27 protein-coding genes, 1 tRNA gene and 1 pseudogene are annotated in these 23,287 nt (G+C 45.2%); 18 read left to right on the top strand and 11 right to left on the bottom strand.

Annotated elements, in window-relative coordinates:
• Window positions 1-112: 112 nt before the first annotated feature.
• The 18 genes and pseudogenes from JCM15907_RS11365 (at window position 113) to JCM15907_RS07535 (ending at window position 15,102) form a co-directional block, all read left to right on the top strand.
• A pseudogene (locus JCM15907_RS11365) lies at window positions 113-1,116 on the top strand (PhoH family protein).
• Window positions 1,113-2,066 (top strand): phosphoribosylaminoimidazolesuccinocarboxamide synthase, encoded by a 954-nt coding sequence (locus JCM15907_RS07610; RefSeq protein ID WP_025843349.1) that lies wholly within the window; start codon window positions 1,113-1,115, stop codon window positions 2,064-2,066. The pseudogene JCM15907_RS11365 and the gene JCM15907_RS07610 overlap by 4 nt, the downstream one beginning before the upstream one ends.
• Window positions 2,067-2,180: 114 nt before the next feature.
• Window positions 2,181-2,492, top strand: coding sequence for a class I SAM-dependent methyltransferase (locus tag JCM15907_RS13710; protein WP_051522441.1), 312 nt, complete (start codon window positions 2,181-2,183; stop codon window positions 2,490-2,492).
• Window positions 2,493-2,497: 5 nt separating this feature from the next.
• Window positions 2,498-2,893, top strand: a complete 396-nt coding sequence (locus tag JCM15907_RS13705; RefSeq protein WP_051522440.1) for a class I SAM-dependent methyltransferase — start codon at window positions 2,498-2,500, stop codon at window positions 2,891-2,893.
• Window positions 2,890-3,645: a shikimate dehydrogenase family protein gene (locus tag JCM15907_RS07600; RefSeq protein WP_025843348.1), complete on the top strand. Its 756-nt coding sequence runs from the start codon at window positions 2,890-2,892 to the stop codon at window positions 3,643-3,645. The genes JCM15907_RS13705 and JCM15907_RS07600 overlap by 4 nt, the downstream gene beginning before the upstream one ends.
• 160 nt (window positions 3,646-3,805) lie before the next feature.
• Window positions 3,806-3,879 (top strand) — tRNA-Met (locus JCM15907_RS07595).
• 274 nt (window positions 3,880-4,153) lie between these two features.
• Window positions 4,154-5,395 (top strand): DUF438 domain-containing protein, encoded by a 1,242-nt coding sequence (locus JCM15907_RS07585; RefSeq protein ID WP_025843346.1) that lies wholly within the window; start codon window positions 4,154-4,156, stop codon window positions 5,393-5,395.
• Between the two features lie 28 nt (window positions 5,396-5,423).
• Window positions 5,424-5,684, top strand: a complete 261-nt coding sequence (locus tag JCM15907_RS12415) for a DUF1858 domain-containing protein (RefSeq protein WP_051522439.1) — start codon at window positions 5,424-5,426, stop codon at window positions 5,682-5,684.
• The gene (locus tag JCM15907_RS13460; protein ID WP_051522438.1) at window positions 5,660-5,998 is read left to right on the top strand and encodes a DUF2249 domain-containing protein; all 339 of its coding nucleotides are present in this window, start codon (window positions 5,660-5,662) and stop codon (window positions 5,996-5,998) included. Before JCM15907_RS12415 ends, JCM15907_RS13460 begins: the two co-directional genes overlap by 25 nt.
• 490 nt (window positions 5,999-6,488) lie before the next feature.
• Entirely contained in the window at window positions 6,489-8,102 is a 1,614-nt protein-coding gene (locus JCM15907_RS07575; RefSeq protein WP_025843345.1) for a hypothetical protein, read from the top strand.
• Window positions 8,084-8,329 carry a hypothetical protein gene (locus JCM15907_RS07570; RefSeq protein ID WP_025843344.1) on the top strand — a complete coding sequence of 82 codons (246 nt, stop codon included), beginning with the start codon at window positions 8,084-8,086 and terminating at the stop codon, window positions 8,327-8,329. The genes JCM15907_RS07575 and JCM15907_RS07570 overlap by 19 nt, the downstream gene beginning before the upstream one ends.
• 6 nt (window positions 8,330-8,335) lie before the next feature.
• Window positions 8,336-9,577, top strand: a complete 1,242-nt coding sequence (locus JCM15907_RS07565; RefSeq protein WP_025843343.1) for a hypothetical protein — start codon at window positions 8,336-8,338, stop codon at window positions 9,575-9,577.
• Window positions 9,540-11,135 carry a type III-B CRISPR-associated protein Cas10/Cmr2 gene (gene cas10, locus JCM15907_RS07560; RefSeq protein WP_025843342.1) on the top strand — a complete coding sequence of 532 codons (1,596 nt, stop codon included), beginning with the start codon at window positions 9,540-9,542 and terminating at the stop codon, window positions 11,133-11,135. The genes JCM15907_RS07565 and cas10 overlap by 38 nt, the downstream gene beginning before the upstream one ends.
• Window position 11,136: 1 nt before the next feature.
• A complete protein-coding gene (gene cmr3 / locus JCM15907_RS07555; RefSeq protein WP_025843341.1) occupies window positions 11,137-12,330 on the top strand; it encodes a type III-B CRISPR module-associated protein Cmr3 in 1,194 nt (397 codons plus the stop codon).
• 13 nt (window positions 12,331-12,343) lie between these two features.
• A complete protein-coding gene (gene cmr4, locus JCM15907_RS07550) occupies window positions 12,344-13,048 on the top strand; it encodes a type III-B CRISPR module RAMP protein Cmr4 (RefSeq protein WP_025843340.1) in 705 nt (234 codons plus the stop codon).
• Complete coding sequence (locus JCM15907_RS11350; protein WP_242396863.1) at window positions 13,041-13,442, top strand: type III-B CRISPR module-associated protein Cmr5; 402 nt, start codon at window positions 13,041-13,043, stop codon at window positions 13,440-13,442. Before cmr4 ends, JCM15907_RS11350 begins: the two co-directional genes overlap by 8 nt.
• 79 nt (window positions 13,443-13,521) lie before the next feature.
• The gene (cmr6, locus tag JCM15907_RS07540) at window positions 13,522-14,361 is read left to right on the top strand and encodes a type III-B CRISPR module RAMP protein Cmr6 (RefSeq protein WP_025843339.1); all 840 of its coding nucleotides are present in this window, start codon (window positions 13,522-13,524) and stop codon (window positions 14,359-14,361) included.
• Between the two features lie 294 nt (window positions 14,362-14,655).
• Window positions 14,656-15,102 (top strand): HU family DNA-binding protein, encoded by a 447-nt coding sequence (locus JCM15907_RS07535; protein WP_025843338.1) that lies wholly within the window; start codon window positions 14,656-14,658, stop codon window positions 15,100-15,102.
• Between the two features lie 101 nt (window positions 15,103-15,203).
• Here the strand turns inward: JCM15907_RS07535 and JCM15907_RS12405 are convergent, their stop codons facing one another.
• The 11 genes from JCM15907_RS12405 to JCM15907_RS13020 all read right to left on the bottom strand — a co-directional run bounded on the left by JCM15907_RS12405 (window position 15,204) and on the right by JCM15907_RS13020 (window position 23,283).
• Window positions 15,204-15,635 carry a glycosyltransferase family 4 protein gene (locus JCM15907_RS12405; protein ID WP_051522437.1) on the bottom strand — a complete coding sequence of 144 codons (432 nt, stop codon included), beginning with the start codon at window positions 15,633-15,635 and terminating at the stop codon, window positions 15,204-15,206.
• Window positions 15,617-16,336, bottom strand: a complete 720-nt coding sequence (locus JCM15907_RS11345; protein WP_051522436.1) for a glycosyltransferase family protein — start codon at window positions 16,334-16,336, stop codon at window positions 15,617-15,619. Before JCM15907_RS11345 ends, JCM15907_RS12405 begins: the two co-directional genes overlap by 19 nt.
• Before the next feature lie 43 nt (window positions 16,337-16,379).
• Window positions 16,380-19,052 carry a DUF5686 and carboxypeptidase-like regulatory domain-containing protein gene (locus tag JCM15907_RS07525; protein ID WP_025843337.1) on the bottom strand — a complete coding sequence of 891 codons (2,673 nt, stop codon included), beginning with the start codon at window positions 19,050-19,052 and terminating at the stop codon, window positions 16,380-16,382.
• A gap of 46 nt (window positions 19,053-19,098) precedes the next feature.
• The gene (locus tag JCM15907_RS11340; RefSeq protein ID WP_025843336.1) at window positions 19,099-19,863 is read right to left on the bottom strand and encodes a 2-phosphosulfolactate phosphatase; all 765 of its coding nucleotides are present in this window, start codon (window positions 19,861-19,863) and stop codon (window positions 19,099-19,101) included.
• A 27-nt stretch (window positions 19,864-19,890) separates the two neighbouring features.
• On the bottom strand, window positions 19,891-20,346 hold the full coding sequence (locus JCM15907_RS07515) for a hypothetical protein (RefSeq protein WP_025843335.1): 456 nt from the start codon (window positions 20,344-20,346) through the stop codon (window positions 19,891-19,893).
• A gap of 3 nt (window positions 20,347-20,349) precedes the next feature.
• A complete protein-coding gene (locus tag JCM15907_RS07510) occupies window positions 20,350-20,529 on the bottom strand; it encodes a hypothetical protein (RefSeq protein WP_025843334.1) in 180 nt (59 codons plus the stop codon).
• A gap of 50 nt (window positions 20,530-20,579) precedes the next feature.
• Entirely contained in the window at window positions 20,580-20,726 is a 147-nt protein-coding gene (locus JCM15907_RS13030) for a hypothetical protein (protein WP_159099928.1), read from the bottom strand.
• Between the two features lie 122 nt (window positions 20,727-20,848).
• Window positions 20,849-21,010 carry a hypothetical protein gene (locus JCM15907_RS13025; protein WP_159099927.1) on the bottom strand — a complete coding sequence of 54 codons (162 nt, stop codon included), beginning with the start codon at window positions 21,008-21,010 and terminating at the stop codon, window positions 20,849-20,851.
• A complete protein-coding gene (locus tag JCM15907_RS07495) occupies window positions 21,001-21,498 on the bottom strand; it encodes a hypothetical protein (RefSeq protein ID WP_025843333.1) in 498 nt (165 codons plus the stop codon). Before JCM15907_RS07495 ends, JCM15907_RS13025 begins: the two co-directional genes overlap by 10 nt.
• Window positions 21,499-22,017: 519 nt before the next feature.
• Window positions 22,018-22,182 (bottom strand): rubredoxin, encoded by a 165-nt coding sequence (rd, locus tag JCM15907_RS12660; protein ID WP_081773828.1) that lies wholly within the window; start codon window positions 22,180-22,182, stop codon window positions 22,018-22,020.
• 114 nt (window positions 22,183-22,296) lie between these two features.
• A complete protein-coding gene (locus JCM15907_RS13020) occupies window positions 22,297-23,283 on the bottom strand; it encodes a DUF805 domain-containing protein (protein WP_025843332.1) in 987 nt (328 codons plus the stop codon).
• Window positions 23,284-23,287: the final 4 nt, after the last annotated feature.

Genomic DNA, 23,287 nt, shown 5'->3' with positions numbered 1-23,287 from the left:
ATTTTTTAGAAGTCTTGTGTAGACTTTTGGGAGACTCTATAAGGGTCTCTCTTTATTTCTCTATTATCTTTTGTATTTTTGTGCGTAACTTATAAGTAGCAAAAGAGTGGTAGTGACCGAACGAATTTATATCCCCGAAGATGTTGATTTGGGCGTTTTTTATGGGGTCAATAGAGAGCACTTGATTTTACTGCGTACCCTCTTTCCAAAGATAAGGCTCTTGGTGTAGATGGGGCTTTGAAAATTTTGGGAGAGCCTTCGGCTATCGACCAATTTGTATTGGTGCTTGACGCTTTGGTGGCACATACGCAGAAGTATAATCAGCTCAACGAAGAGGCCATCCGACGCATTGCCCGAGGCGAAGATGCCTCTACTCCAGAGCCTGCCTACCATATACTCTATGGCACTAAAGGCAAGAGTATTTCGGCAAGGGGTAAGAATCAGCAACGCATGGTAGAGGCTTTCGATACGAAAGATATGATCTTTGCCTTGGGTCCTGCCGGTACGGGTAAAACGTTTATAGCGATCTCTTTGGCTGTAAAGGCTTTGAAAGAGCGCCGCATCCGTCGCATAATCCTCTCTCGCCCTGCGGTAGAAGCGGGAGAGAAACTGGGCTTTCTGCCCGGAGAGATGAAAGATAAGTTAGACCCCTATCTGCAACCTCTGTACGATGCACTGGAGGAGATGATACCTCAGCCCCGTCTCAAGGAGTATATAGAGATAGGGACTATACAGATAGCGCCGCTTGCCTATATGCGTGGGCGTACACTCAACGATGCGGTGATTATACTCGATGAAGCGCAGAATACGACGGTACACCAGATGAAGATGTTCCTTACCCGTATGGGGTACTACTCCAAAATGATTATTACAGGCGACGTTACGCAGATAGACCTCCCCTACGGAGTGCGTTCGGGGCTTAAGCACGCACAGGAGGTATTAGAGGGTATCCCATCTATTGCCCACATCCATTTTGAGCGAGGCGATATTGTTCGCCACCCCTTGGTACAGCAGATTGTCGAAGCCTACGATAAGGACGACCTGCGCCGAGCCGAGGAGCGTAGAGAGAAGACTAATGAAGAGAATACAAATAGACAAAAAGAAGGGTCGTTATGAAGTTAGAAACATTACTCCGCACAGATTATCACTTCCCCGGGCAGCAGAGCGTTTACCACGGTAAGGTACGTGATGTTTACTTTTTAGAGGGAGACCTTGTGGCGATGATTGCCACGGACCGCATCTCCGCTTTCGATGTGGTACTTCCAGAGGGCATACCCTACAAGGGGCAGGTACTTAACCAAATAGCTGCAGGACAGCTGGATGCCACTGCCGACATTGTACCCAACTGGAAGATAGCTACCCCTGACCCTATGGTAACAGTGGGGCATTGTTGCGAGCCTTTCAAGGTAGAAATGGTTATCCGTGGCTACATAACGGGGAGTGCATGGCGTGCTTATAGCGAGGGCGAACGCACGATATGCGGTATTAAGCTCCCAGAGGGTTTGCGCGAAAATCAACGCTTCGACCGCCCCATTATAACCCCTACTACCAAAGCTGACGAAGGGCACGATGAGAATATATCTCGTGAGGAAATTATCCGACAAGGGATTGTTTCGGAAGAGGATTATACGCTCTTGGAGCAATATACGCAGGCACTCTTTGCTCGTGGCACTGAGTTGGCACGCGAAAAAGGGCTCATCCTCGTCGATACCAAGTATGAGTTTGGTAAGAAAGATGGCAAGATTTACCTTATTGACGAAATCCATACCCCCGACTCTTCTCGTTACTTCTACGCCGATGGCTTTGAAGAGCGTTTCGAGAAGGGAGAACCTCAACGCCAACTCTCCAAAGAGTTTGTGCGTCGCTGGCTTACCGACAATGGCTTTATGGGACGTGAGGGCGAGCAGATACCAGAGATGACACCTGAGTACTGCAAGAGTGTTTCTGACCGCTATATAGAGCTTTATGAGAAGGTTACGGGTAAGCCTTTTGAACGTACCGAGCTATCCAACCTCTCCGAACGTATCGAGAAGAACATCGTCCGCTTCTTAGAGCAGCATAAGTAGAGACCTCGATACGGGCGTTTTACCTTATAGTAGACCTATGGGAGGGCATACCTCTCTCTTGCCAGATGTGGTGGGAGGGAGGAATGCTCTCAACACTTTTTTATTTTGAAGATTATGCCCACTCAAACGGAGACCAAAACCGAACGCGTGCGGAGTATGTTCGATGACATTGCTACCCGCTACGATTTGCTCAATAAACTCATGACCTTTGGGGTAGACCGCTCTTGGAGGCATCGTGCTGTGCATCTTCTAAAAGAGGACCAACCCACCACACTACTCGATGTGGCAGTGGGTACGGCAGATCTTGCGCTCGATATGGCAGAGAGAATACCCTCGCTTCGCTCTATCGTAGGGGTCGATATTTCTACCGAGATGCTTGAGAAGGGCGAGGAGAAAGTGCGTAAAGCCCATCTACCATTCCTATAACTCTTATGGAGGGCAACTGTGAGGCTCTTCCCTTTGCCGAAAGTTCTTTCGATGCCGTTACGTGTGCTTTTGGTGTGCGTAACTTTGAGCATTTAGAGCAGTCGCTCTGCGAGATGTACCGAGTTACTATACAGGGAGGTCAGATAGTTATCTTAGAGCTTTCTGTACCGCGCAATAGCTTGCTCCGCATGGGATATACCTTTTGGACGCATACGTTCGTGCCTTTTGTCGGTTCGCTCGTGGCGCACAATCGGGAGGCGTATCGCTACTTACCTCGTTCTATCGTTGCTATGCCCCAGTATGAAGCCTTTGCTTCGTTGCTTCGACGAGTAGGCTATCGCAATGTCTCTTTTACCCCTCTTTCGGGAGGTATAGCCACTTTATACAAAGCCATAAAATGAAAGAGTATGCACTTATAGGACACCCTGTAGAACACTCTAAGTCTCAGGTGTTTTTCAATGAAAAGTTTCGCTTAGAGGGTATTGATGCACAGTATATCAATGTCGATTTGGATAGCCTTAGTCGATTGAGGCGTTTTCTCTTAATGCACCCCCATCTGTGTGGTTTTAATGTAACCAGTCCCTTCAAAACGGCTATTCTCCCTTATCTGCACACCTTAGATGTAGAGGCAGGTTATGTGGGGGCTGTCAATACAGTGGTCGTACAGAAGAGTTTTTGGGGCAAGCGCAGATTGATAGGTTTCAATACCGATGTAGAGGGTTTCTACCAGTCGATGCTCTCTATTATGAAACCCCATTACAACAAAGCTCTTGTTTTAGGTACGGGGGGAGCATCGCTTGCCGTGCAGAGAGCTTTTAAGAAATTGGGTATTATGACTCTTGTAGCGAGCCGTAGAGAGGCTTTTGAAGATACCATCGGATATGACCAACTAACGCCCGAGTTGATTGCTTCCTGTCCTATTATCGTCAATGCTACGCCTGTAGGTATGAGTCCTCATATTCTGGCTATGCCTCCTATTCCCTACGAGGCCTTGACGCCCAATCATCTCTGCTATGACCTTATCTATGCTCCAGAGGAGACTCGCTTCTTGCGTATGGCACGAGCGCAGGGCGCAACGATAAAGAATGGTATTGATATGTTGCTTATCCAAGCTAATGAGAATTGGCGCATCTGGAGTGAGTATGGGAAGTAACCTATGCAAAAGATTGCTACCAAGAGGGGGAAGAAGCTATTTCTGTTGAGGAAAATAGCACATCAAAGCGACAAATAGACGCTTATTTTTGTCTAATATCTTGTTAGATCGAAAAAATGTACTACTTTTGTCGTGCGTTTTGGAACAGATAGTTTCAAATGGCGAGATAGCTCAGCTGGTTAGAGCGCATGATTCATAATCATGAGGTCCCCGGTTCAATCCCGGGTCTCGCTACTTTTTTTGAGTCATAGAAGATAGGGGAGAGGGTGTCGATGTATATCGGCACTCTTTTTTTGTATCCATACCTTTCTGTTGGGAGGGTGCACCGTCCGCCTCTTGAAGCTGTTGGTGAAGACTATTTTGTGCAGAGAGTAATGCTCTTTTGCCTCGCTTTTTATAAATAATTCTAACGGAGAGTTTAGTGTCATAGTTTTGCTTATTTTTGTCTTGGTGCACATGAAAGTGAGCCGATATGTATATATAGAGTTTAGAACATAAGAAGAATAGTATGAGCGAATTTATCAATAACTCTTCCCAGAGAAAGGAGATGCTTCGGCATCTAATCTTGCAGCTTCACAAGGGAGATAACCCAGAGGCACTGCGCCAGCAATTAATAGAACGTTTACGCTCTATACCCTACAACGAAGTGGTAGAGGTAGAGCAAGAGCTCATAGATAGTAAGGAATTACGCGAAGAGGAGATACTCCACTTTTGCGACCTGCATACGAAAGCTCTGGAGGGAGCTATCGACCACTCTTCACTCCAGCAAGTGCCGGCGGGTCATCCCATAGATACTTTTAAGAAAGAGAATATCGCTCTTCAGGCAGAGATCGAGCGTTACGAGGCATTGCGCAAGCGTGTAGAGACGGAGGCCCTCTCTCAAGAGGAGTTAGCAGCACTCTTTTTACAACTACACAAGATATTCAACAATTTAGCAGACGTAGATAAGCACTACAAACGAAAGGAGTTTTTGCTTTTCCCCTACTTGGAGCAGAAGGGCATCACTGGTCCACCCAAAGTGATGTGGGGCAAGCACGATGAGGCTCGAGACCTATTGAAAAAGGCTTTTGAGGCTATCAATGCGGGCTTCTCTTCGCAGGAAGAGTTTGCTGGGTTGATAGAGTTGGTTTTTACTCCTGCCATTGAGCAGATTGGAGGCATGATATTTAAGGAAGAAAATATCCTCTTTCCGATGTCGTTAGATACGCTTTCCGAGGCGGATTGGGGCAGGGTGTACGAAGAAACTATGGATTTCGGCTATTGTCTCATTGACCCTACCGATGAGTGGACACCCAAGGAAAAGCACGCTCAGGAGGCGCAGTACATTCAGAGCGATGCTATCCGTCTCTCTTCAGGGGCTTTTAGTATCAAGGAGTTGGAGGCTCTTTTTATACATCTCCCGATAGATATAACTTTTGTCGATAAGGACGATAAGGTGCGTTTCTTCTCGCACAGTCCGAAGCGAGTTTTCGAGCGTAACCGCTCTATCATTGGTCGAGATGTACGTATGTGTCATCCCCCAGGCAGTGTACATATCGTGGAGCAAATCATAGAGGACTTTAAGAGCGGACGGGAAAACAAGGCTGCTTTTTGGTTGAGCAACTTTCAAGGTCGCTTTGTCTACATCGAATACTCTGCTGTCCGTTCGCCCGAAGGGGAATACCTTGGGGTGGTAGAGGTAACGCAAGACCTTACTGAACTGCGCAAGTTGGAGGGAGACCAGCGTTTGCTCTCCTATACTAAGAAATAATAGCTTATAACTGTCCCCCCACTTCCGTATGGCTATATGCTTGTCGGAGGTGGGTTTTTTATTGATTATGTCAGAGCAAAAGTTACTTATCACTCCTGAGACCACCGTGGCGGATCTTTTGGAGTATTACCCCGGATTAGAGCAACGACTCTTGGAGCTATCTCCCTCTTTTGCTAAGCTCAAGAACCCTCTTTTGCGACGTACTGTGGCTCGCATCACGACCCTACGGAGAGCCGCCCAAGTAGCTGGCTTAATGCCATTGATATGGTTAATACCCTACGTAAAGTAGCTGGACAATCGCCTCTGCAAGAAAGTAGTCTACAAGGTGTAGGCGACGAGCTTTTGAAGCGTTTGCCTATTGAAATGGGGGCAATAGAGCCGACCCTCCGCTTGGATGTACGACCTCTTTTGGAGCGTGGAGCTTATCCTAAAGAAGAAGTTTTAGAGAGGGTAGAGAGTATGGAGCGTAGTGATACGTTGGAGTTGATAGCTCCTTTTCCTCCTATCCCTATTCTTGAAATATTGTTAGAGCGTGGCTATCACGTTTCACAAGGGATGCAGACCACAGATGTGGCAGTACATTACTATATTCGTCGTTCATAGAGTACTGTTGCATTAGCTTGCAGAAGTCTGTTTTTCTAAATGGACTTTTCTTCAAAAGGTACAATGGTTAGGGGCAAAACCATCGTACCTTTTTGCTTTAAGCATTAACCCTTGGGAGAGTAACCTTTATACCTTTTGGCTCCACTTATTGGAGTCGTTAAACACATAGTATTATGCCTCCTAAAGGCGACTTATATGGAGTGCTGTATGGTGATGACAGGACAAGGGCGAGTTGGTTATCTTTTCCTCGAAAATTTCCACTTGTAAGGGTGCAGAATATCCGTTTATTTATATTAGATTTGGTCTTAATTCTACAAACATAATGATGCGGAGCTATTGCCCTTGGTGTAGCTATCCCATAAGCGTTCCTCCCCTGCCCTATCATCCGATAAGCGGTAGTTGTAGGCACCCCATTCCTTTTTGGAACGCTCTTTGTGTTTTACCAGAGTAGAATTACCTGTATAAATTCAGCTTAAGAACTACTAAGTATATGGAAAATAACGCTTACAGTAGGCACATTTTTATCTTTCCCTTTCAGTGGGATTATATAGCGAAGAAAAAATACCCCTCCTACAATGATAGAACGGACATTAAGAAGTTCGACGAATTGTTTTCGGAAGTTAGCCCTCTTAAAAGGCATTACTTCGAAATAGGCGCTTCGGAAGAGCGCTACAATGAATACACCTATTTTCATCCTTTCGCCCGAAGAGCCCTCTTTGGAACAGAAAAACACACTTCGGTCTATCACTACGAACTGAGCGACACCCAAGGCACTTACAACATCTCCGTGAAAGCCGATGGAGGCTCTACAACCTACTCTCTACAACTTGAGAAGATAGTCGTGTCCGTGTTCGATACGGGGGTGGGAACGGTAGCCTACTTTCTCCGCAACGACAAACACACTGCATTTGAAGACATCCTCCGCATCAACGACTCGGGCAGACGCATCTATCCTCAATATATGGTAAAAGGGAACAGATTAAAGGCCAAAGATTCTTTTCTTGCCGACCGCATCTATGGGAGTTTAGGAGTGCTGAATTTTGACGACGACTTCCGTCAATTTGAGGGAGAGATCAGTCACAAAAACACCTTTCTCCCCCCCGACCATATTCGTCAGGTGTTCGGTTACAACAAAATGGATCGAACAGAAGACGATGGGTATCAAAAGTTCGTATTTCATCAAGAGAGCGAACGGAAAGAGATCATACGCATCTCCCCCGTTATGGACGATAGGATGTTCTTTATAACCTACTACCATAGCCCCGATTATGCCCAAAAACTGAAAGACAAAGTCCCTTTTCTCCCCAGAGAGGAAGAAAATATCGTCAATAAAGATGAAGACTTTGAAGACCTTTGGTTTCGATACCTTTTTGGGGATGGGAGAGGAAAAAGTGTGGCGAATGCTTCTGTACAGAGGGAGGATGTCAAGAGAACAACCTATGCAAGATGGTCGGGAGGAGGCACTCTCTTCGGTCTAACCAAAGACTCTCTCGTAGGTATTTCAAATGAGGATTTTATCGGGGATCACATTACAACTATGTACTACCAAATGGCGACATTGAGCCTTGTGCAACGCTCTACTATACTGCGCTTCAGCAATGAAATAGCCACCATCACACAACAGATATTGGATAAAAAGACAAAGAGAAAGACCGAAAAGCAGGTCAAAGAGCTGTACGGCAACTATATCCGCTTTCTCAATGAGACGTACTTTCGAGAGGTTACCCCTCAAATACAGGGCATAGAAATGTACGATATGCTTCAAAATAATATGAACATACGAAAAGATGCTAAAGCTCTCGACGAAGAGATGGGTGAACTTTTCAATTATACGGAACTTGAGGAGCAGGGGGTACTCAACAAAACTGCCAATCGCTACCTCCCTCTTACTCTATTTGTGGCTATTTTGAGTACTTATGCTCTCCAACGAGGAAAGCTTTTCAATAAGATATTTGAAACACAACATATAGCAGGAGTTTGCTCCTCAAATTGGAGACTAAACTATGGAGATATTATTACAATTATTCTCCTCTTAATATGTCTCTATTTTCCAATACAAAATTATCTCAAACATAAAACAATGATATGGAAAAAGAAACTTTGATATTACTCTGTCTGAGTGTGGTAGCCTTTACTATTATTGGTGTTGTAGCCATTATATGGGGTTACAAATTCAAAATCAAAAAAGAAGAATTAGAGTATCGAAAATTGGTCGAACAAGAGCGAGAAAGAACAAAAGAACTAAACAATGCTTTTGCCCAATCATTGCTTCAGACCAATAAGGAGATTATAGATGTCTATTGTAAGAACAATACAAAACAAAAAGAATAGACCACAATGTATAAGTTAGAATTTAAATTGGAACAGCATACGCCCATCATCCACTTCCAAGCCAAGGATGCAGGGGCAACGCTTCGCGCCTCCGAGGTCAAACCGAAGCTCGACAAGTTTGTCTTGATGCAAATAGGTAAGAGGTTTGTGAATGACCCCAAAGCAAATGAAGAGGTGTGTTACAAGGAGGGTAAAAAGCATCTCCAAAATAAAGATGCAGAGGCTCGTAGAGTGTACGAGGAAGAGAAGAAGAAAGGGAATAAGGATGCAAAATTGGAACTTTGTCTTATCCCCGGACAAGAGGGAGCCTTGAACTACAAACTCTCCTTTAAGCTAAGCTCTGATGCGAAAGTGCAATATTTCTTGCCTCGTGTTAAGGATAAGGGGAGAATAGAAGAAGGGGTAACAAATCTTTCAAACACTCCCTATTTTGCTAATGAAGCCAAGATAAAGGAACCTACAAAAGGTCCCGTATGTTTGGCAAATCATTTAGAAGAAGGTTGTGTTAAAGGCATTGTTTTAATCCATAATAAGGATATGAAAGCAGATATAGAAAAATACTTAGAAGCATTTTTCTTGTTGCATAACTTTGGTGCAAGGCAAACCAAAGGCTTTGGTAGCTATAGCCTTTGTCTCAACGGAGAAAAAAGGATTGACTCCTCGCCTCAAAAAGTAGTAGAAATCATGAAGAGTTATGGGGTAGAATACTGCTTAAAGCACAATTGTTCTAATATATCGGACACTTTCAATACGATTAGATCCTTTCACAACAAATTGAAAACAGGAGACAAAAAAAAGCGCTCTCTTATAAGAGAGTATTTCAGAAAAAAGGAGATAGAATGGGAAAAGCCTATCGAAAGAAAGTTGTTATCCTTGCGCATAGAAAAAGACACTCACGAAGATTTTCCTCAAAAATATGTTCGGGCTTTATTAGGATTACACTCTCTTTTTGATTTTACACACTCAAACCAACAAGTAATAGTATCTAACGAGGATATTGAACGATTTGCTTCTCCTATTGTGTACAAACCAATAGGTTCTACCATTTTTCTAATTCTGAAAGAAATAGACGAAGACATATTTGGCAAAAAGTTTATTTTTTCATACGGAAAGGAGAAGAAAGATGTTTACACACCATCAAAAGACACTTTTTCCTTGAAAGAATTAATATCTACAATACCAGAGGTAAAACCAATTTCTGCAAAGCACAATGAAATACACCGCAATAACCATAGGACCAATAGGTAAAACTTTGTCTAAGGCTCGGAGCGTAAAGTCCTTTTGGACGGCGAGCTACCTCTTCTCTTGGATAATGCACGAACTAATCGTGAGGATGCACAAAAAAGGGATTAATATTATCTCTCCAGTGCAAACAGACAATGATACTTTTCAGAACATTTTTGAAAAGGTGGGCTTATTCCCCGATAGACTTTTTGCAAAGGGAGTACTTAAAGAGGGAGAACTCGACACTATAAAAGGAGAGATTTTCGAGGAACTTCTCGAAAAATTCATACCTATTCTTCAGAGTAAAGAAAAGGAGATTGAGCAAAAGATAGCTACGGAAAGTGATCCAAAGAGGAAGAAAGAACTTGAAGAAATAAAAAGTCGGTATAACACCGATACATCAACGGGCAAGAAGTACATTTGTGAATTCTTAGAGAGCTACTTTTCTATCTCCTGCATAACGGTAGAGCTTGACTCCAATTGTGGCATTTTGAAGCGACTCAATAGCTACTTAGACACGCAAGAGTTATTCAACAAAGCCCCCATTCAAACCAACGAAGATTATATAGAGCTCTTTATCGAGGCCTCGAAGAATTCGTTCTTACAAGGTTATTCCAAGGAAAGAGCTTTCCCAAGCACTTCGGAGATAGCCGTATCGGGATGGGAACAAGCTCCTCCCAAAGATGAAAACGGAGAGGTAGAGTACACCCAATTAACCTCAAAGCCTGGTTTTCGCAACTGCTACAAGTATTTGGCAGTCATAAAGGCGGACGGAGATGGCTTTGGGACATATATCAAAAATCTCAAAGTACAAGAGGACGAGGATAAAAAGGTGGATGATGAGCTAACGAAATTTACAAAATCGTTCTTCGAGTTCTCTGTTGATGTAGCCGATGAGTTAATACAGAAAACAAAGGCTATACCTGTCTATATCGGAGGGGATGATCTCTTTCTCTTTGCTCCTGTATTGGAGGGCAATACCGAAAAGGATGTATTCAACCTTATTAAGGAGATAGATAAGCTATTTATCCAAAAGGAAATAGGCGAGGGTCTATCGATGTCTTACGGCGTAAGTATCTTTTACTACAAGAGTCCCATGTCTGAGGCAATAGAGATAGCCGAAAGTATGTTGAGGAAAGCAAAAGATGCAACGAGAGATGCCGTAGCTATATCCATACAAAAGCACAGTGGGCAGCGGATAGAGTTCTTGCTCCCCTGCAAGCATAGTACCGATAAGTGTAAACAAGAGACAGGGCTATACAAAAAGGCAACCGAGCTTATACGAGCCTTTAAGGAGGATGAGAGTATGCTCAACAGTCTTATCTATTGGATAGAAGATATGTATGAGACAATTTTCACCGACGAGGTTGCCCTATACAAAGAGCGTATCAATGCGGTCTTTGACAACTTTTTTGACGAAGGAATTCACAAAGAGAACGAAACGTTTTTCTCCCTCCTCAAGGATTTTATCTACTCTATGCATCGCTCCGAAGATGCTCCTCGCGAGTTGAAAGAGAAAAAGAAACTCCTGCACGGCATCTTGCGCTACTGTCAATTTGTAACTTCTAAAACAGAGAAATAATATGTCTACCTATCTTATTAAACTCACGCCTTTGGACAAGTTTTTCTTTGGGCAGAAGAAAACATTTGGCGATGATAATGCCGACTACTTTGTGTACTCCTCCCACTTTCCACAGCAAACTGCCTTGTTGGGGCTTTTGCGCTATCAACTGTTACAAATAGCGGGAGAGGACGTATTCAAGGATAATAAAATACAAAATGAAGATAAAGCTGGCGAATTGATTGGCGAACAGAGCTTCTCTCCATTCGCTGGGAAGAAGTTGGAGTTTGGTGTTATCCAATCGCTCTCTCCTGTCTTTATCATAGACAAGAAGAAGAACAATGAGGGTAAGGAAGAGTACTTCCTACCTGTGGGTAGACGGTTTCAAAAGAAGAAAGAAGAAGCCCCATACAATCTCTTACACCTCTCCTATGAATATGAAGATGAATACCCTCCCATCTTTGAGGCTTATGACCCCAAGAAAGAGCTGGCATCTTGCTGGCTATCATCCAATGGCACTACGCTCCTTAACGAAGAGGACTTTTTTATAAAAGATGAACGCATCGGGATACGCAAAGATTATAAAGGGGCTACGAACGACGATGCCTTCTTCCGTCAGAGATACTACCATTTCAAAAACTTCAAAGAGCTAAAGAGCGAAAAGACCAACGAGTGTAAGCAATCACCCGTGCGAGAGCACGACTTCTGCTTTGCCACTGTTTTAGAGATAGAGGGAGAAATCGAACACAAAAAGTTGAATGGGAGAATTGTCTACCTCGGTGGAGAGCGACAACCTTTCCTCATGGAGGTAAGCGAAAAGACAGAGGATCTCCAACTCAACATTAAGGGTTCTGCTCTTACGAGCGATGAGAAGCACTATACCGTGGTACTCCTATCCGATGCTATGATTGAGCCTAATCACCTCAAGGGGGTAAAATTTGCAAGCACGGAAGTGAAAGACTTTGCCTGTTTGCTCACTCACGTAGGAACACAAAGGTTCTACAACAAGAAGAAGAAAAGAGAGGAGCAGAGCCTCAAAGAAGCTGAAACAGCCCTAAGTCACCAGTACGAACTATACGCCAGAGGTTCCGTGTTTTACTTCGATACTAAAGAGCAAGCGGATAAATTCTGTAAAGAACTCAAGGAAGTTCCCAACTTCTATACCATCGGCTACAATCGTGCCGAAGTAATCAATCCATCAAAAACAATAAAATAAACAGAATATAAACATGAAAACTGCCACCTATATCATTCGATGCCTTACCAATATGCACGTGGGTAAGGGAGATGCCACCTACGAAGTAGTGGACAAATGTGTACAACGAGACGTAACCACAGGGACGCCCTGCATCTACTCCTCCAGCCTCAAAGGAGCTTTGAGACAGTTCTTTTCGAAGCAAGGCTTTACCGAGCTTGACTATGTGTTTGGGGCTGATGTGAACAGGGATAAGAAAAATAATAGTAATGAGAAGAATGAAGAAGAGCACAGCATTGGCAACTTCACCTTCTTCCAAGCTAACCTATTAGCCTATCCTGTTCAGACAACTGAAAAGAATATCAGTTACATTCTCAAAACAAACGAAGCTCTGCAAAAGCCTATAGGGGAGTTAGCAAACCTTCTTTCTACTCCGTCGAATATTGAAGCTCTGTTACCTGAAGGGACTGAAAAGAATTTATCCAATGAGGACTTTGAGCAACTCCCCGTCATAGCCCGCAACAAATTGGACAATGGAGAGAGTAAGAACCTATGGTACGAAGAGGTTGTGCCTGCCGAGAGCCATTTTGTCTTCTTCGTATCCTACGATAATGAAGACATTTTCAAAGAGTTCAACAAGATAATCGAAGAGGGTGTTATCCAAATAGGAGCTAATGGCTCTATTGGTTACGGTTTTTGCAAGATTACTAACCTTAAAGCTCCTCTCAAAAATGAATAAGAAAGTCATTCAGAATTTAATTCCCAAGGCGATGCAAGCCATCGAGTATGTAGAGGTGCAATTAAAGAAGAAAGAAAGTAGCAAACCAGAACTGACTAAGATTGTAGACCCTCAAACACACAAATTCGAGAAAGTCCACGAGGGGTATATCAATGCTCTTGGTCCTACTATCATTCAGTCGGGACTTCTTCCTACGCTCATATTCTACAATAAGGAGAAGCGAACCTTATGGCTCAGAGCTTTATACTATATGGCAGTGGACGGAGAGGAAAAGATGACTAATAACTCCCCCGCAGCGATTATCGAACTTGTAATAGACAAAAAGGGAGGAAGTATAGAAGAGTTAGAGGCAAGGCCAAGGAGTGGGAGCGCAAAATACTTGAGTATGCGGTAGCTCTCAAGTTGGCACTTCGGACTTTTGTTGCTGAAGAACCTGAGACAAGCAATACAGAACAACAAAAAGGAGGTGCACAATGAATTTTGGATACTGGTACTATCGAGAATATTTCAATACGATAAAACTCAATAGTGAGGGCATTGTAACCAACTTCTCTACGTTCAATAAAGGAAAGAATGATAAATTAAATGAGGAGCCCCTACTTCCCCACAACGAAGAAGTGAATATTCAAGGGATAAAGAGCTTCGAGCTAAAGACCTGCTATCCGGGGTTGCTCTGTGGTGTGGGCTATCACCACGAGATAAACAAACCTAAAGATGAGGGGGATAAAGAGGATGCCCCAGAGGTTTATAACCTTGGGATGTACTTCGACTATACGTCGGGTTTGCCCGTTATCCCCGGTTCTTCTATCAAAGGGATGCTACGCTCTGCCATCGAAGAGTGGGACTTCCTTGCAGATTACAAACCCAAAGAAGAGAAAACCCTTCCAGCCAGTCTATCCGATAGAGATGTTCTACGTAAAGCAATTATTCGGGCTGTCTTTGAGGGGGATGGGCTTTCCATTTACGACAGAGACATTTTTCTCGATGCCATTCCTGTAAAAGTAGATAACAAACTCTTTGGAGAGGACTACATCACCCCCCATTCCAAGCCCTTGAAAAATCCCAATCCTATACGCTTTTTGAGGGTCAATCCGGGTGTAACCTATCAGTTTCGCTTTATCTTGAAAGATCATGTTGACTTAGATGACAAGGTTGTTCTCAAAGATTCCATTTCTCTGAAAGATGACGATAAAGTATTAATAGCAGATTTTAAGGAAGAGCTCTTCAAAGCTATTATCTGCGACTTTGGTCTTGGGGCAAAGACCAACGTTGGCTATGGTCAGTTCATAGACGTAGAAAAGCCTAAACAGTAGCCTCTTTTGCACTAATCTCTAAAAAAGTAAGCGCCTACCCTATACGCAAAAAGTATTGGGGTAGGCGTTTTTTTGTATCCAGTGATGTACATCAAGAGAGAAACAAAATAGGTTGTGTATATATTAAAAAATCTTTTAGAGCATCAATCTAAAATTTTTTTCGCAAGGCGATAATTTTTTGTATATATAGAAATTTATTTTTGTACGTACAAAAAATTATTTTCGCACGTACGAAAATTTATTTACCTTCGTAAGCATAGTAGAAAACATTTATAACCAACAATTTATGCTGTTATGATTAAGATTAAAGCAGTAGAGCGAAAGGCATCATTCGTTAAAGGGTCTGGCAAGACGCTTTGGTATCCTGCCATTCATTTGCATTCTGATGTGAAGTTTGAGGAGTTTATCGAACTTGTGGCTGACGAGACGACCATCTCTTCGGCTGATATTAAGGCGGTGTTTGACCGTACTTCTAAGGTGCTTATTCGCCTGCTCCAAGAAGGTAAGAGTGTCGATTGTGGCGACATGGGCACCTATCGTCCAAGCATCACGGCGAAGAAAGGTTCGGGCGTTGAAAGCCCCGATAAAGTGGGGATTGACCTCGTGGATAAGGCGAAGGTCATCTATACGCCTCGTGTGAAGGTTAAAGTAGCTCTCAAAGGTGTTCGCTTAGAGCGAGCCGATCGTCTCCTTGATGTCGCCTATAACTCTTTGGGCAAGAAAAAGGGCGAAAAATCCTAAGAAGAAGCCCCTTTGCCCCCCAACAATGACGGGCATATAGGGATAAGATTTTGGCTAAAAGGTTAGAGGGAAAGCAGAGGGGGCAAGCGGGAGGCGAGGCGTTAGGGAAGGAGTTGCTCGAAGTGGAGGAAGAAGTTCTCCATAGCATCAGCGAAAGTGATTGGCATCAGCGAGGGGCGGTTGGGACGCCAAGCAGGGAGTTGTGCCATCATCGAGCCGAGCGTTTGGCTCATCGCTTCCACATCGTATGGGTCGAAAATATGTATTGCCGCCCTCTCCTCTGCCAGATAAGAGATACCAGCATTACGACTCACAGCTGTGGGAAGTCCCATCAAAAGAGCCTCATTGGCAGTTGCTCCAAACCGTTCTACTATACTGGGCAACACAAAAGCATCGGCAGCCACATAGTGTTTGTAAAGTTCTCTGCCCTCTTGCTTGCCACAGAAGAAGAGTTGTCGTGCCACAGATGTACGCCCCGCATACTCTTGTAGCATGGCTCGTTCGGGTCCGTCGCCTACGATGAGTAGTTGCATTTCGGCTGATGCGTAAAGGCTCGTTCAAAAGCGGTTATAAGTCGCTTGAGGTTTTTCTCAGGAGCTAATCGCCCCACATAGAGCAGTAGACGGCTTCGCTCGCCCTCTCGTTGGCAAAATATCTGTCGCAGAGCTTGGCTCTCCTCCTGCACCAGAGCCTTTTGCTTCTCGAAGAAGGCTTCGCTCTGTATAATCGGTAGGGTGAAGAAGCGACTACTTTTGGGGAAATAGTCCCGATAAATTTGCTCGGTACGCTTGTCGCAGAGTACCCAACCGTCGATATTACCATAGTTCATCACCTGCTTTTTGAGGCTCCAGTGGTCTCGGATTAAGTCTTGCGCTATAGGGTAACTATCATCGCACACCACAATCAAGCGCATAGGGTGCATAGTAAAAGCTCGGTACGCCCAGAGGGTGGCGGTGATAAGATTGACCTCGCTCATAAAAACCACATCGTACCGCCCTTGTCGGCATATATTCCATAGTTCTTTGCGCCAATTGGGCAGACTCTGAGGTCCCGGACTAAGCACCTTGTAGGGAAAGTGTATCCGTTCTTGCCAGAGGGAGGGGTCAAGCTCCTGCTCCCGTACAGAGGAGTATTCAAAGTAGATATCGGGCTGATAACGCTGATACAACTCGTTGAAAAAATCAATACGATAGGGGGCTAAAGACCTGTGAATAACTAATATACGTGGCTTCATAACGAACGCAAAGTTAGAAACTTATCGAGAAAGTCTACCGTCTTTAATTGTTTTTCGACCCCGTAAAATCGGGCAGACTGATAGAGAGCCGCAGGGCAAACGCTCCTTTTTGAGAGAAGTTGTATCCTCCATAGTAACCGCCTATTTGGAGGATGCCACCAACCCACACCGAATATCCTGCCTCGAAGTAGGGCTTTTGAGAAGCCCCGAAAGAGTAGGCTCCGCCGAGGTGGAACGACTCGTGGAAAAGCATCTGCCGAGGAAAAAGCATCGAAATCAATCCTTTGGGAAGATACGTTACCGTATGAGCCCGCACAAAGCTCCGCCCCAAGGGCGTGTAGGGCATAGGCGTTTGGAAGAGGAAAGGGGAGTAGTAGCCAAACGATAGGGTGGAGTTGTCGCCCTTCAAATAGTGTCGCTCCTCGGGATGTACTCTGCGGTCGCTCAGATAGGTAGCCGCCTCTACCCGATAGTCTACCAAGAAGCGGTAGTCGAGGGCAAGCGTTTGGTGGAGCGAGAGGCTTAGCCAATGGTAATCACTATCGAAGCTCCCTTGGCGAGGGATAGCCCCTCGGTATGCCAAGGTGAATATGGGTGCGCGTTGCCCTTCGTACATATGGTACTTGCGTCCGTTGTGGTCTAAGCGATAGTAAGGTAGTGGATTGTAGCGCAGTGCCACGCCAAAGCCGTATGTAGTATGGGCTGGGAGCTGTGTGCTGAGTAGAGCTTCTTCTTGGTTCGCCCCCTCGGGAGGCGTAGCCGAGGAGCTTTCTTTCGAGAGCCACCACTCTCTGTTCGTGGCAACGGGAGCACTATGACGCATCTGCCCCATAAGATTGAGCTGTAAACCGGGAGCGAGGTCTAATTGGTTGGTAAGTTTAACGAGCGAACGGTCGTAACGAATGCTTGAGGATAGCCCCGGTCCGAAGAGGAATACCGAAGCATACGAACTCTGCTCTTCGATCTGATGCTCCGTAGCCAAGTCCATACTTCTATGCCCCACTTGTAGGGAGAGCTTACCCCGACGTAGGGGAGCATAGAGCAGGGCTGTGGAAACGTCCCAAAAGAGTTTTTTGCGTCGGGTAGCGTACGAGAGAGTGGGCGTTAAACTCCACTGCACGGCGGGCGAAAATCGGTGGCGTAGGGTCGCTTTCTGTCCTACCCAATAGCCGTCGGCATAAGTAATATCATGCGCCAAGCCCATTAGAAGTCCCTGTGTTTCCAGTGTTGTTTTCTCCCCCAGTCGGTAGGTATGCCCCATAAGCATCTGCCAGAGCGCAGATTTATCATCCTTGCCCATCTTCTTTTCGACACGTGCCAAGAGGGATTTCTTCTTCTCAAGTGCCTGTATGAGCGAGTCTTTTTGTAGGTAACTTTTCTGCTCCTCTGGAGTTAAGGGGGTGGGTATGATAGATGACCAATAGGCAGAGTCTCGCTGTAATGAGAGCGAATCGAGCTGTGCCGTTACTCGTGCCCCTCTATGTGGTATGTAGAAAGCGTCGGGCACGTTATAGCCAAGGGTGTCAAGGTTTTGCCTCAACTTCTTGGTGTGGCGTAGCACTTCCTTTTGGGTGCGAAAGTGTTGGTCGCTTTGCGCCTTTAGCCGTTGTTCTATTTCGGGATTGAGTGAGATTTCCCGATAACGAGTAGAGGTGTAATAGTTGAAGAAAGCATCAATACCCATCAGATTGATTTTGGAGTTAACGGCATAGGTCGTGGGCAGGTAGAGCATAGGGGCTACCTCGTTAAGCTCGATACTAAACTCCTGTTGCACTGCCTTTTTGAGGTCTAATTTGAGCTTCATCCGTTGTAGAGTATAGCGGCCATCTACGACGAATAGCTCCCCCTTTATGGACTCTGTATCACGTAGCACGAAGGCTATGCGGTGCACTTTCTCTCCTCCTTCGGTCGAGGTACCGAGCAGACGATAACGATAGACTTGCAACCCCTTCTCACGGATGGGATTGTAGATGCCTCCCTCGCCGTCAAGCCCTATGGCGATGCCGTAGACATTAGTCGTGAGCAGGTTCATATAACTGGCTGTATCTGCCTTTAACTCCTCAGGAATGGAGCTGCGCACAGCACGTATTTTGCGATGATAGTGGTTGGGGGCAGAGAAAGATATATCTGCCTGACTTTCGACGACCATAGTTTTACCGATGTACTCCTTGAAGGGGATGCCCTCTTGAGTAGTTACTTTTTCCAAAAACTTTGGTACTTTATAGATGCCTCCTGTGCCCTTGGTATAGCTCTCCATACTACTTTTTTGCACCAAATGCTCGTACAGAGGCGTGCGTGCCATAAGGGCTCGCATGATGGGATAGGCAGGGTCTTCTCGCCTACGCTTTGCCACGACAGCTACTTCCTCGAGTTGAAACACCGAGGGGGATAGTTGGTAAACCTGCTTCTGGGTCTGCTCTCTGACCTCCAACGTGGTGTGAAGTGTCTGAAAACCCATCGAACGGAGGATAATGTTATATCTACCGGGTGTCAGATGGAGCAGAAAATTGCCCTTGCCATCTGCCACTGTACCGCTCTGTATCTCCTTGACATAAAGCGAAGCATAGGGTATCGGTTCACGGTTTTCAGTAGAGAGAACTTTACCCTCGATAAGCGTTTGCGCTCCCAGTGTTATGGGCAAAAGGAGCAGAAAGAACGCACAGAGGAGCGAAAACCGAGTACGTAAAGAGGAGGTGTAATACATTGTATCGAACATGTAGTGTAGTGATTTTTCGGAAAAGGTGTGGCTGGCGGAGGGTTGATTATAACGGCTTCAAGACGCCACTCTCCTGCCAATAGGGAAGTACGGGGTAGCGGTCTTCCTCTAAGCAAATGGGTATGGTAGCCAAACGTCCCAACCGCTCCAAACGACGATAGTGTTCAAAGTAACTTGTATAGTTACACAAGTCCGCTCGATGTGTGCGGTAAGCCTCTAAAGGGAAGAAGAGGGCATCGTTGTAGGTTAAAGAAGTAGGCAGGGCATCTCCCTCTCCAGCTTCTTTTCGGAGAGCTATTTCATGGGCCACTCGTTCGTACAGAGCAGCTGCAAAGAGGCAGTCTTCGGCACAAAGCGTCCCTTTCCAGCCTGCTGCTATAACAACTACTTCAGGATAATCTACCGAGAGGATATGTTGTGCCAAGAGAGATATATTGCCGAATGAACCCACTGTGAGACGGCGATAACCGAGCGAGAGAGCCCTATCTATGGAACGTGTGCCGTTGGTCGTAGTGAGTACTACATGCTTACCTTGGACTATTTGAGGAGTGTACTCCTCTGGGTCATTACCCAAGGGAGCAAAGGCACAGCGCAATGCATCTCGCTCTGCCGCCACGAGGTAATCTTCTCGGTCAAGATAGCTCTGTGCCTCCTCTTCGGTAGCTACGGGACGTATTGAAAGAGCCCCATGGTAAAGCGCAGAGAGCATCGTAGCCGAAGCTCGAAAAACATCGGTTACTACGATTAAAGCCTCCAAAGGTGGGGCGTAGAGATGTAGTAAATCGGGCGAGGGAGAGAGGGAGATTTTCATTCCAGAGTAGTGTCTAAATGGCTATTGTTATTCCTCTTCGGCAGGATATATCTTTGAGAAAAGTGCTTCAAGGGTAGAGACAAACGCCTCTCCCTCTTCGAGTTTGAGATAGTCAGTACCATCGCCTTTGCTTACTTTGACCTCACGAGTGTGAGGCAAGTAGCGCACTTCGTGCAGTTGAGTCAAGTAGGCTATGGGGTGTAGCTTACGACCATAATCATTGCCAGCCATAAGGATATAGGCTTCGTGATCTATGCAGTAGTACGTGTCTTGACGTAAGAAGTAGATAATCCCCGCGGGAATTATTGCCACAGGAGCAATAAGCGTCCACCACGGAGCAGGGGTGTGCGTGGCTATAAACCACGTAAATAGACTCAAAGCAATAGCATACAAAATAGCCAAGGCTATAGCTACACGGCTACTTTTAATACTGCGACGGAGGTAATATCTTCGGGTACTTGCGCCCTTTGTTGCGATTGTCATAGGCTAATTATGGGGTGTTACGATGAATGGGGTCGGATGGTTAGCATTGCTGGTTGCCTCAAAATTGAGTAGGATGATAGGACTCCGCAGAGCGTAGTAGCCTAAAGGGAGCGAAGAGGCAATAGCCTCCCCCTCAATAAGGGCAGGAGCTATACAGAGTATCCTCCTACTTAATTTTTTCATAATGTCTGTATATTAACTTTTCGACAACGTGCGTTGCGTTGCAAATATAACTAAATCTTGCCCTGCCTCGGCACACTTCTTCGAGAGTAGCACGGCACTTCAGGCGCACTCTTGCCCTGTGCTTTCTCTCTTATCATAGGACGAGCGAAAGCGCAAGATGTTGCCCACTCTGCCTTAGAGCGGAGCCAAAAGGTCATAAAAAAGGAGCCTCCACTGCGGAAGCTCCTCTTCTATCTCAAGGGAGAGCCGACATCTACGCTCCCCTATATCTAAGGTCTCAATAACTATGCTCTTGCCTTTTGGCAACTACCCTATGGAACTAAAATCGGTATGCAATGCCGATAGAGAAATCTATGAGTGCCGCAGGACTCAAAAAAGTATAGTATGCCATAGAGAAAGTAGGGTCGGGGTCTTTACTGCCTATCTTGCGTTTTCCGATGGGAGGTACTACTTTAAGCCCAGCATCTGTAGTTATGTACACTTGCCATTACGGGTAAGGGGCAACATCCCTCCTAAGCCGATACCCCCACCTGCATAGAACGGATAACCAGCTATGGCACTCTCTTGTAGGAAGTGTCCAGCCGTAGCATTGATACGTGCATATATTCCTTTGCCCACTTGCCCCAGAAAGTAGTATTTTAGATTTGCTTTGAGAGCTATATTGGGTGTCGAAGTAAGCCATAAATGCCCTGTTACATCGTAAGACATGCTCCACTTTCGAGACAATCCCTGCTCGAATCCGATGTTAGGACCAAAGAGGAAATGCTGTGGGAGTATTGTTAGGAAAGTACCATAACGCCCTTTTTGGGGGGAAGAAGTGGTCTCTTGGGCAGTGCTCAGAGCCGTTGAGCGTGCTCCATATTCAGAGGAAAGTATCGAAATACTACTCTTCTGTGCATACGTAGCAATAGCCCCACTTAGGGCAAGGGTAGCAGCTACACAAAGTACCCTTCTAATTAAAATTTTCATAGTGTCTGTGTGTGTTAATTATACTTATGATTTATATCTCAAGGCAAATATAATTAAATATATGACGCACAAGATGCATCTCCCCTAATCTCACCTTAAAGTGTGCCATAGCGATAAAGGTAATCCACATCTCTCAAGGAGAGATGATTGCATACTGCTTTCTCTCTGAGTCATTACTGATATTCGCTTTAACTCATACCCCTCGGTACGCTCTTTTCACGTTCCCTCTTGATGCTTTGTAAGGCACATTTGTCCGTCTCGGTGTCATTATACCTTAGCCTCGTAACCTTTATACCTTACGCTTCTAACCATCATAGGTTTTGCGCAAAAGGATTATAGCTTTTGATGCCACGCAGCACTCCTCTTTTGAGCTGAATAAATGTCAAGAAAGAAGAGCTTCGGGTAAGTTTGTAGGAGAGAGTTCGGTATAGAACACAAAAAAGCTCCGGTAAGAAAATCCTTACCAGAGCTATGTATCCTTTAGATTATCCTTTCTAACGGTTTACACCGTCTATCGTTTTACTCGAAATAGGGTTCGAAGTCGCTCTTTTCAGCTCCACACACTGGGCAAGACCAATCGTCTGGAATGGCTTCAAAGGGTGTACCGGGTTCGATACCGCTATCAGGGTCGCCTACGGCAGGGTCATAGATATAACCGCAAGGCTCACAAATATACTTCTGCATACTCATTACTTTACTTCCTTAAATTGTTTTATTCTATCGCGAACAAAGGTATATATTTTCGTTCAATCACCTATTAAGATAGCATCTATTTAATTATAGAATTTAGCTATACCCCTATTCTTGCGAAATATCTCTGTACTTAGGAGAAGGTCCATACTTATTGCTCTTCTCTTCACTATCCATACAGAAGAAAATGATGAGAATAACCCAACCAACAAAGGGGATTAAGCCAAAGAGGAGATACCAAGCCGAGTAACCGATATCGTGCAACCGACGTACAGACACTGCCAATAGGGGGATGAGGCAGATGATGCGTATCAGCGAAGAGAAACTTCCTATGATAAAGCTGGAGCGGAGAAACTCCCACGACAAGAAATACTCTTTCCAACTTGCAAAAAGATCATACAATCCATCGGGCCATACATCTATATGCCAGAAAAAGAAAGGTTCTCTCCATGCAAAAACAAACTGAGTGAAGAGGTAAAAGAAAAGGATAAAGCCCCAAAACTCACTGCGACGAGCACGCCCCGAAAAGGTAGCAAAACGCTCCGAGAAGCAGAGGAAAAAATATCTCCACAAAGAGTCCGCTTTAACCGATCGGGCAAAGCGACCATTAGGCATAGGAGGTCGCTTGGGCTTCTCAGTAGCGGTGCTGAAAGAAGGGTCTAAAGGTGGAGGCTCTGAGCCTTGTGGTTGAGGGGCGTCAGCCTCTTTTGCCTCCTTTTGTTGGGTCGCTGTTTCGGTTGCCCAACGCTCCTTGATACGGCGCAATTCTTCTACTTTGTCAAGTTCTACCCACGAGGTCATACCTTGCTTCCAAACGAATACGGCTTGGTTCAAGAGGTGTGGTTGTCGCTCCAACTCTTCGAGCGAGAAAGAGCCGATGCGCTCGGTTAGCGTAGAGAGGTAGTAGGGTTCGCTTGCTTCTTGTAGAGCTGAGTACTCCTTCTCTAAAGCCTCTCGAACAGAAGCATAGGGTCTCCACTCTGGCCAGTCAAGTCGCCAAACGAGTGTCTCGTCCGAGAGGTTACGACTCATCACATCGTGCAGAGAGAGCGGTCCCTCCTGCACTTGTTCAACGAGGATATAGAATTGTTTCATACAG

The organism is Porphyromonas gingivicanis JCM 15907 (genome assembly GCF_000614585.1).
Lineage (GTDB): Bacteria > Bacteroidota > Bacteroidia > Bacteroidales > Porphyromonadaceae > Porphyromonas > Porphyromonas gingivicanis.
This window is presented reverse-complemented; position numbering and strand designations above follow the sequence as displayed.

What these genes read in the sequence shown, in the direction of transcription:
- JCM15907_RS12405 (WP_051522437.1), bottom strand. Translation starts at nt 15,635, where the DNA reads ATGCAACTACTCATCGTAGGCGACGGACCCGAACGAGCCATGCTACAA.
- cmr4 (WP_025843340.1), top strand. Translation starts at nt 12,344, where the DNA reads ATGAAAACTGCCACCTATATCATTCGATGCCTTACCAATATGCACGTG.
- JCM15907_RS12415 (WP_051522439.1), top strand. Translation starts at nt 5,424, where the DNA reads ATGGCTATATGCTTGTCGGAGGTGGGTTTTTTATTGATTATGTCAGAG.
- JCM15907_RS11340 (WP_025843336.1), bottom strand. Translation starts at nt 19,863, where the DNA reads ATGAAAATCTCCCTCTCTCCCTCGCCCGATTTACTACATCTCTACGCC.
- JCM15907_RS07535 (WP_025843338.1), top strand. Translation starts at nt 14,656, where the DNA reads ATGATTAAGATTAAAGCAGTAGAGCGAAAGGCATCATTCGTTAAAGGG.
- rd (WP_081773828.1), bottom strand. Translation starts at nt 22,182, where the DNA reads ATGCAGAAGTATATTTGTGAGCCTTGCGGTTATATCTATGACCCTGCC.
- JCM15907_RS13030 (WP_159099928.1), bottom strand. Translation starts at nt 20,726, where the DNA reads ATGACCTTTTGGCTCCGCTCTAAGGCAGAGTGGGCAACATCTTGCGCT.
- cmr6 (WP_025843339.1), top strand. Translation starts at nt 13,522, where the DNA reads ATGAATTTTGGATACTGGTACTATCGAGAATATTTCAATACGATAAAA.
- JCM15907_RS07510 (WP_025843334.1), bottom strand. Translation starts at nt 20,529, where the DNA reads ATGAAAAAATTAAGTAGGAGGATACTCTGTATAGCTCCTGCCCTTATT.
- JCM15907_RS13460 (WP_051522438.1), top strand. Translation starts at nt 5,660, where the DNA reads ATGGTTAATACCCTACGTAAAGTAGCTGGACAATCGCCTCTGCAAGAA.
- JCM15907_RS13705 (WP_051522440.1), top strand. Translation starts at nt 2,498, where the DNA reads ATGGAGGGCAACTGTGAGGCTCTTCCCTTTGCCGAAAGTTCTTTCGAT.
- JCM15907_RS13020 (WP_025843332.1), bottom strand. Translation starts at nt 23,283, where the DNA reads ATGAAACAATTCTATATCCTCGTTGAACAAGTGCAGGAGGGACCGCTC.
- JCM15907_RS07570 (WP_025843344.1), top strand. Translation starts at nt 8,084, where the DNA reads ATGGAAAAAGAAACTTTGATATTACTCTGTCTGAGTGTGGTAGCCTTT.
- JCM15907_RS07585 (WP_025843346.1), top strand. Translation starts at nt 4,154, where the DNA reads ATGAGCGAATTTATCAATAACTCTTCCCAGAGAAAGGAGATGCTTCGG.
- JCM15907_RS07610 (WP_025843349.1), top strand. Translation starts at nt 1,113, where the DNA reads ATGAAGTTAGAAACATTACTCCGCACAGATTATCACTTCCCCGGGCAG.
- JCM15907_RS07525 (WP_025843337.1), bottom strand. Translation starts at nt 19,052, where the DNA reads ATGTTCGATACAATGTATTACACCTCCTCTTTACGTACTCGGTTTTCG.
- JCM15907_RS13710 (WP_051522441.1), top strand. Translation starts at nt 2,181, where the DNA reads ATGCCCACTCAAACGGAGACCAAAACCGAACGCGTGCGGAGTATGTTC.
- JCM15907_RS07575 (WP_025843345.1), top strand. Translation starts at nt 6,489, where the DNA reads ATGGAAAATAACGCTTACAGTAGGCACATTTTTATCTTTCCCTTTCAG.
- JCM15907_RS07600 (WP_025843348.1), top strand. Translation starts at nt 2,890, where the DNA reads ATGAAAGAGTATGCACTTATAGGACACCCTGTAGAACACTCTAAGTCT.
- JCM15907_RS11345 (WP_051522436.1), bottom strand. Translation starts at nt 16,336, where the DNA reads ATGAAGCCACGTATATTAGTTATTCACAGGTCTTTAGCCCCCTATCGT.
- cmr3 (WP_025843341.1), top strand. Translation starts at nt 11,137, where the DNA reads ATGTCTACCTATCTTATTAAACTCACGCCTTTGGACAAGTTTTTCTTT.
- JCM15907_RS11350 (WP_242396863.1), top strand. Translation starts at nt 13,041, where the DNA reads ATGAATAAGAAAGTCATTCAGAATTTAATTCCCAAGGCGATGCAAGCC.
- cas10 (WP_025843342.1), top strand. Translation starts at nt 9,540, where the DNA reads ATGAAATACACCGCAATAACCATAGGACCAATAGGTAAAACTTTGTCT.
- JCM15907_RS07495 (WP_025843333.1), bottom strand. Translation starts at nt 21,498, where the DNA reads ATGAAAATTTTAATTAGAAGGGTACTTTGTGTAGCTGCTACCCTTGCC.
- JCM15907_RS07515 (WP_025843335.1), bottom strand. Translation starts at nt 20,346, where the DNA reads ATGACAATCGCAACAAAGGGCGCAAGTACCCGAAGATATTACCTCCGT.
- JCM15907_RS07565 (WP_025843343.1), top strand. Translation starts at nt 8,336, where the DNA reads ATGTATAAGTTAGAATTTAAATTGGAACAGCATACGCCCATCATCCAC.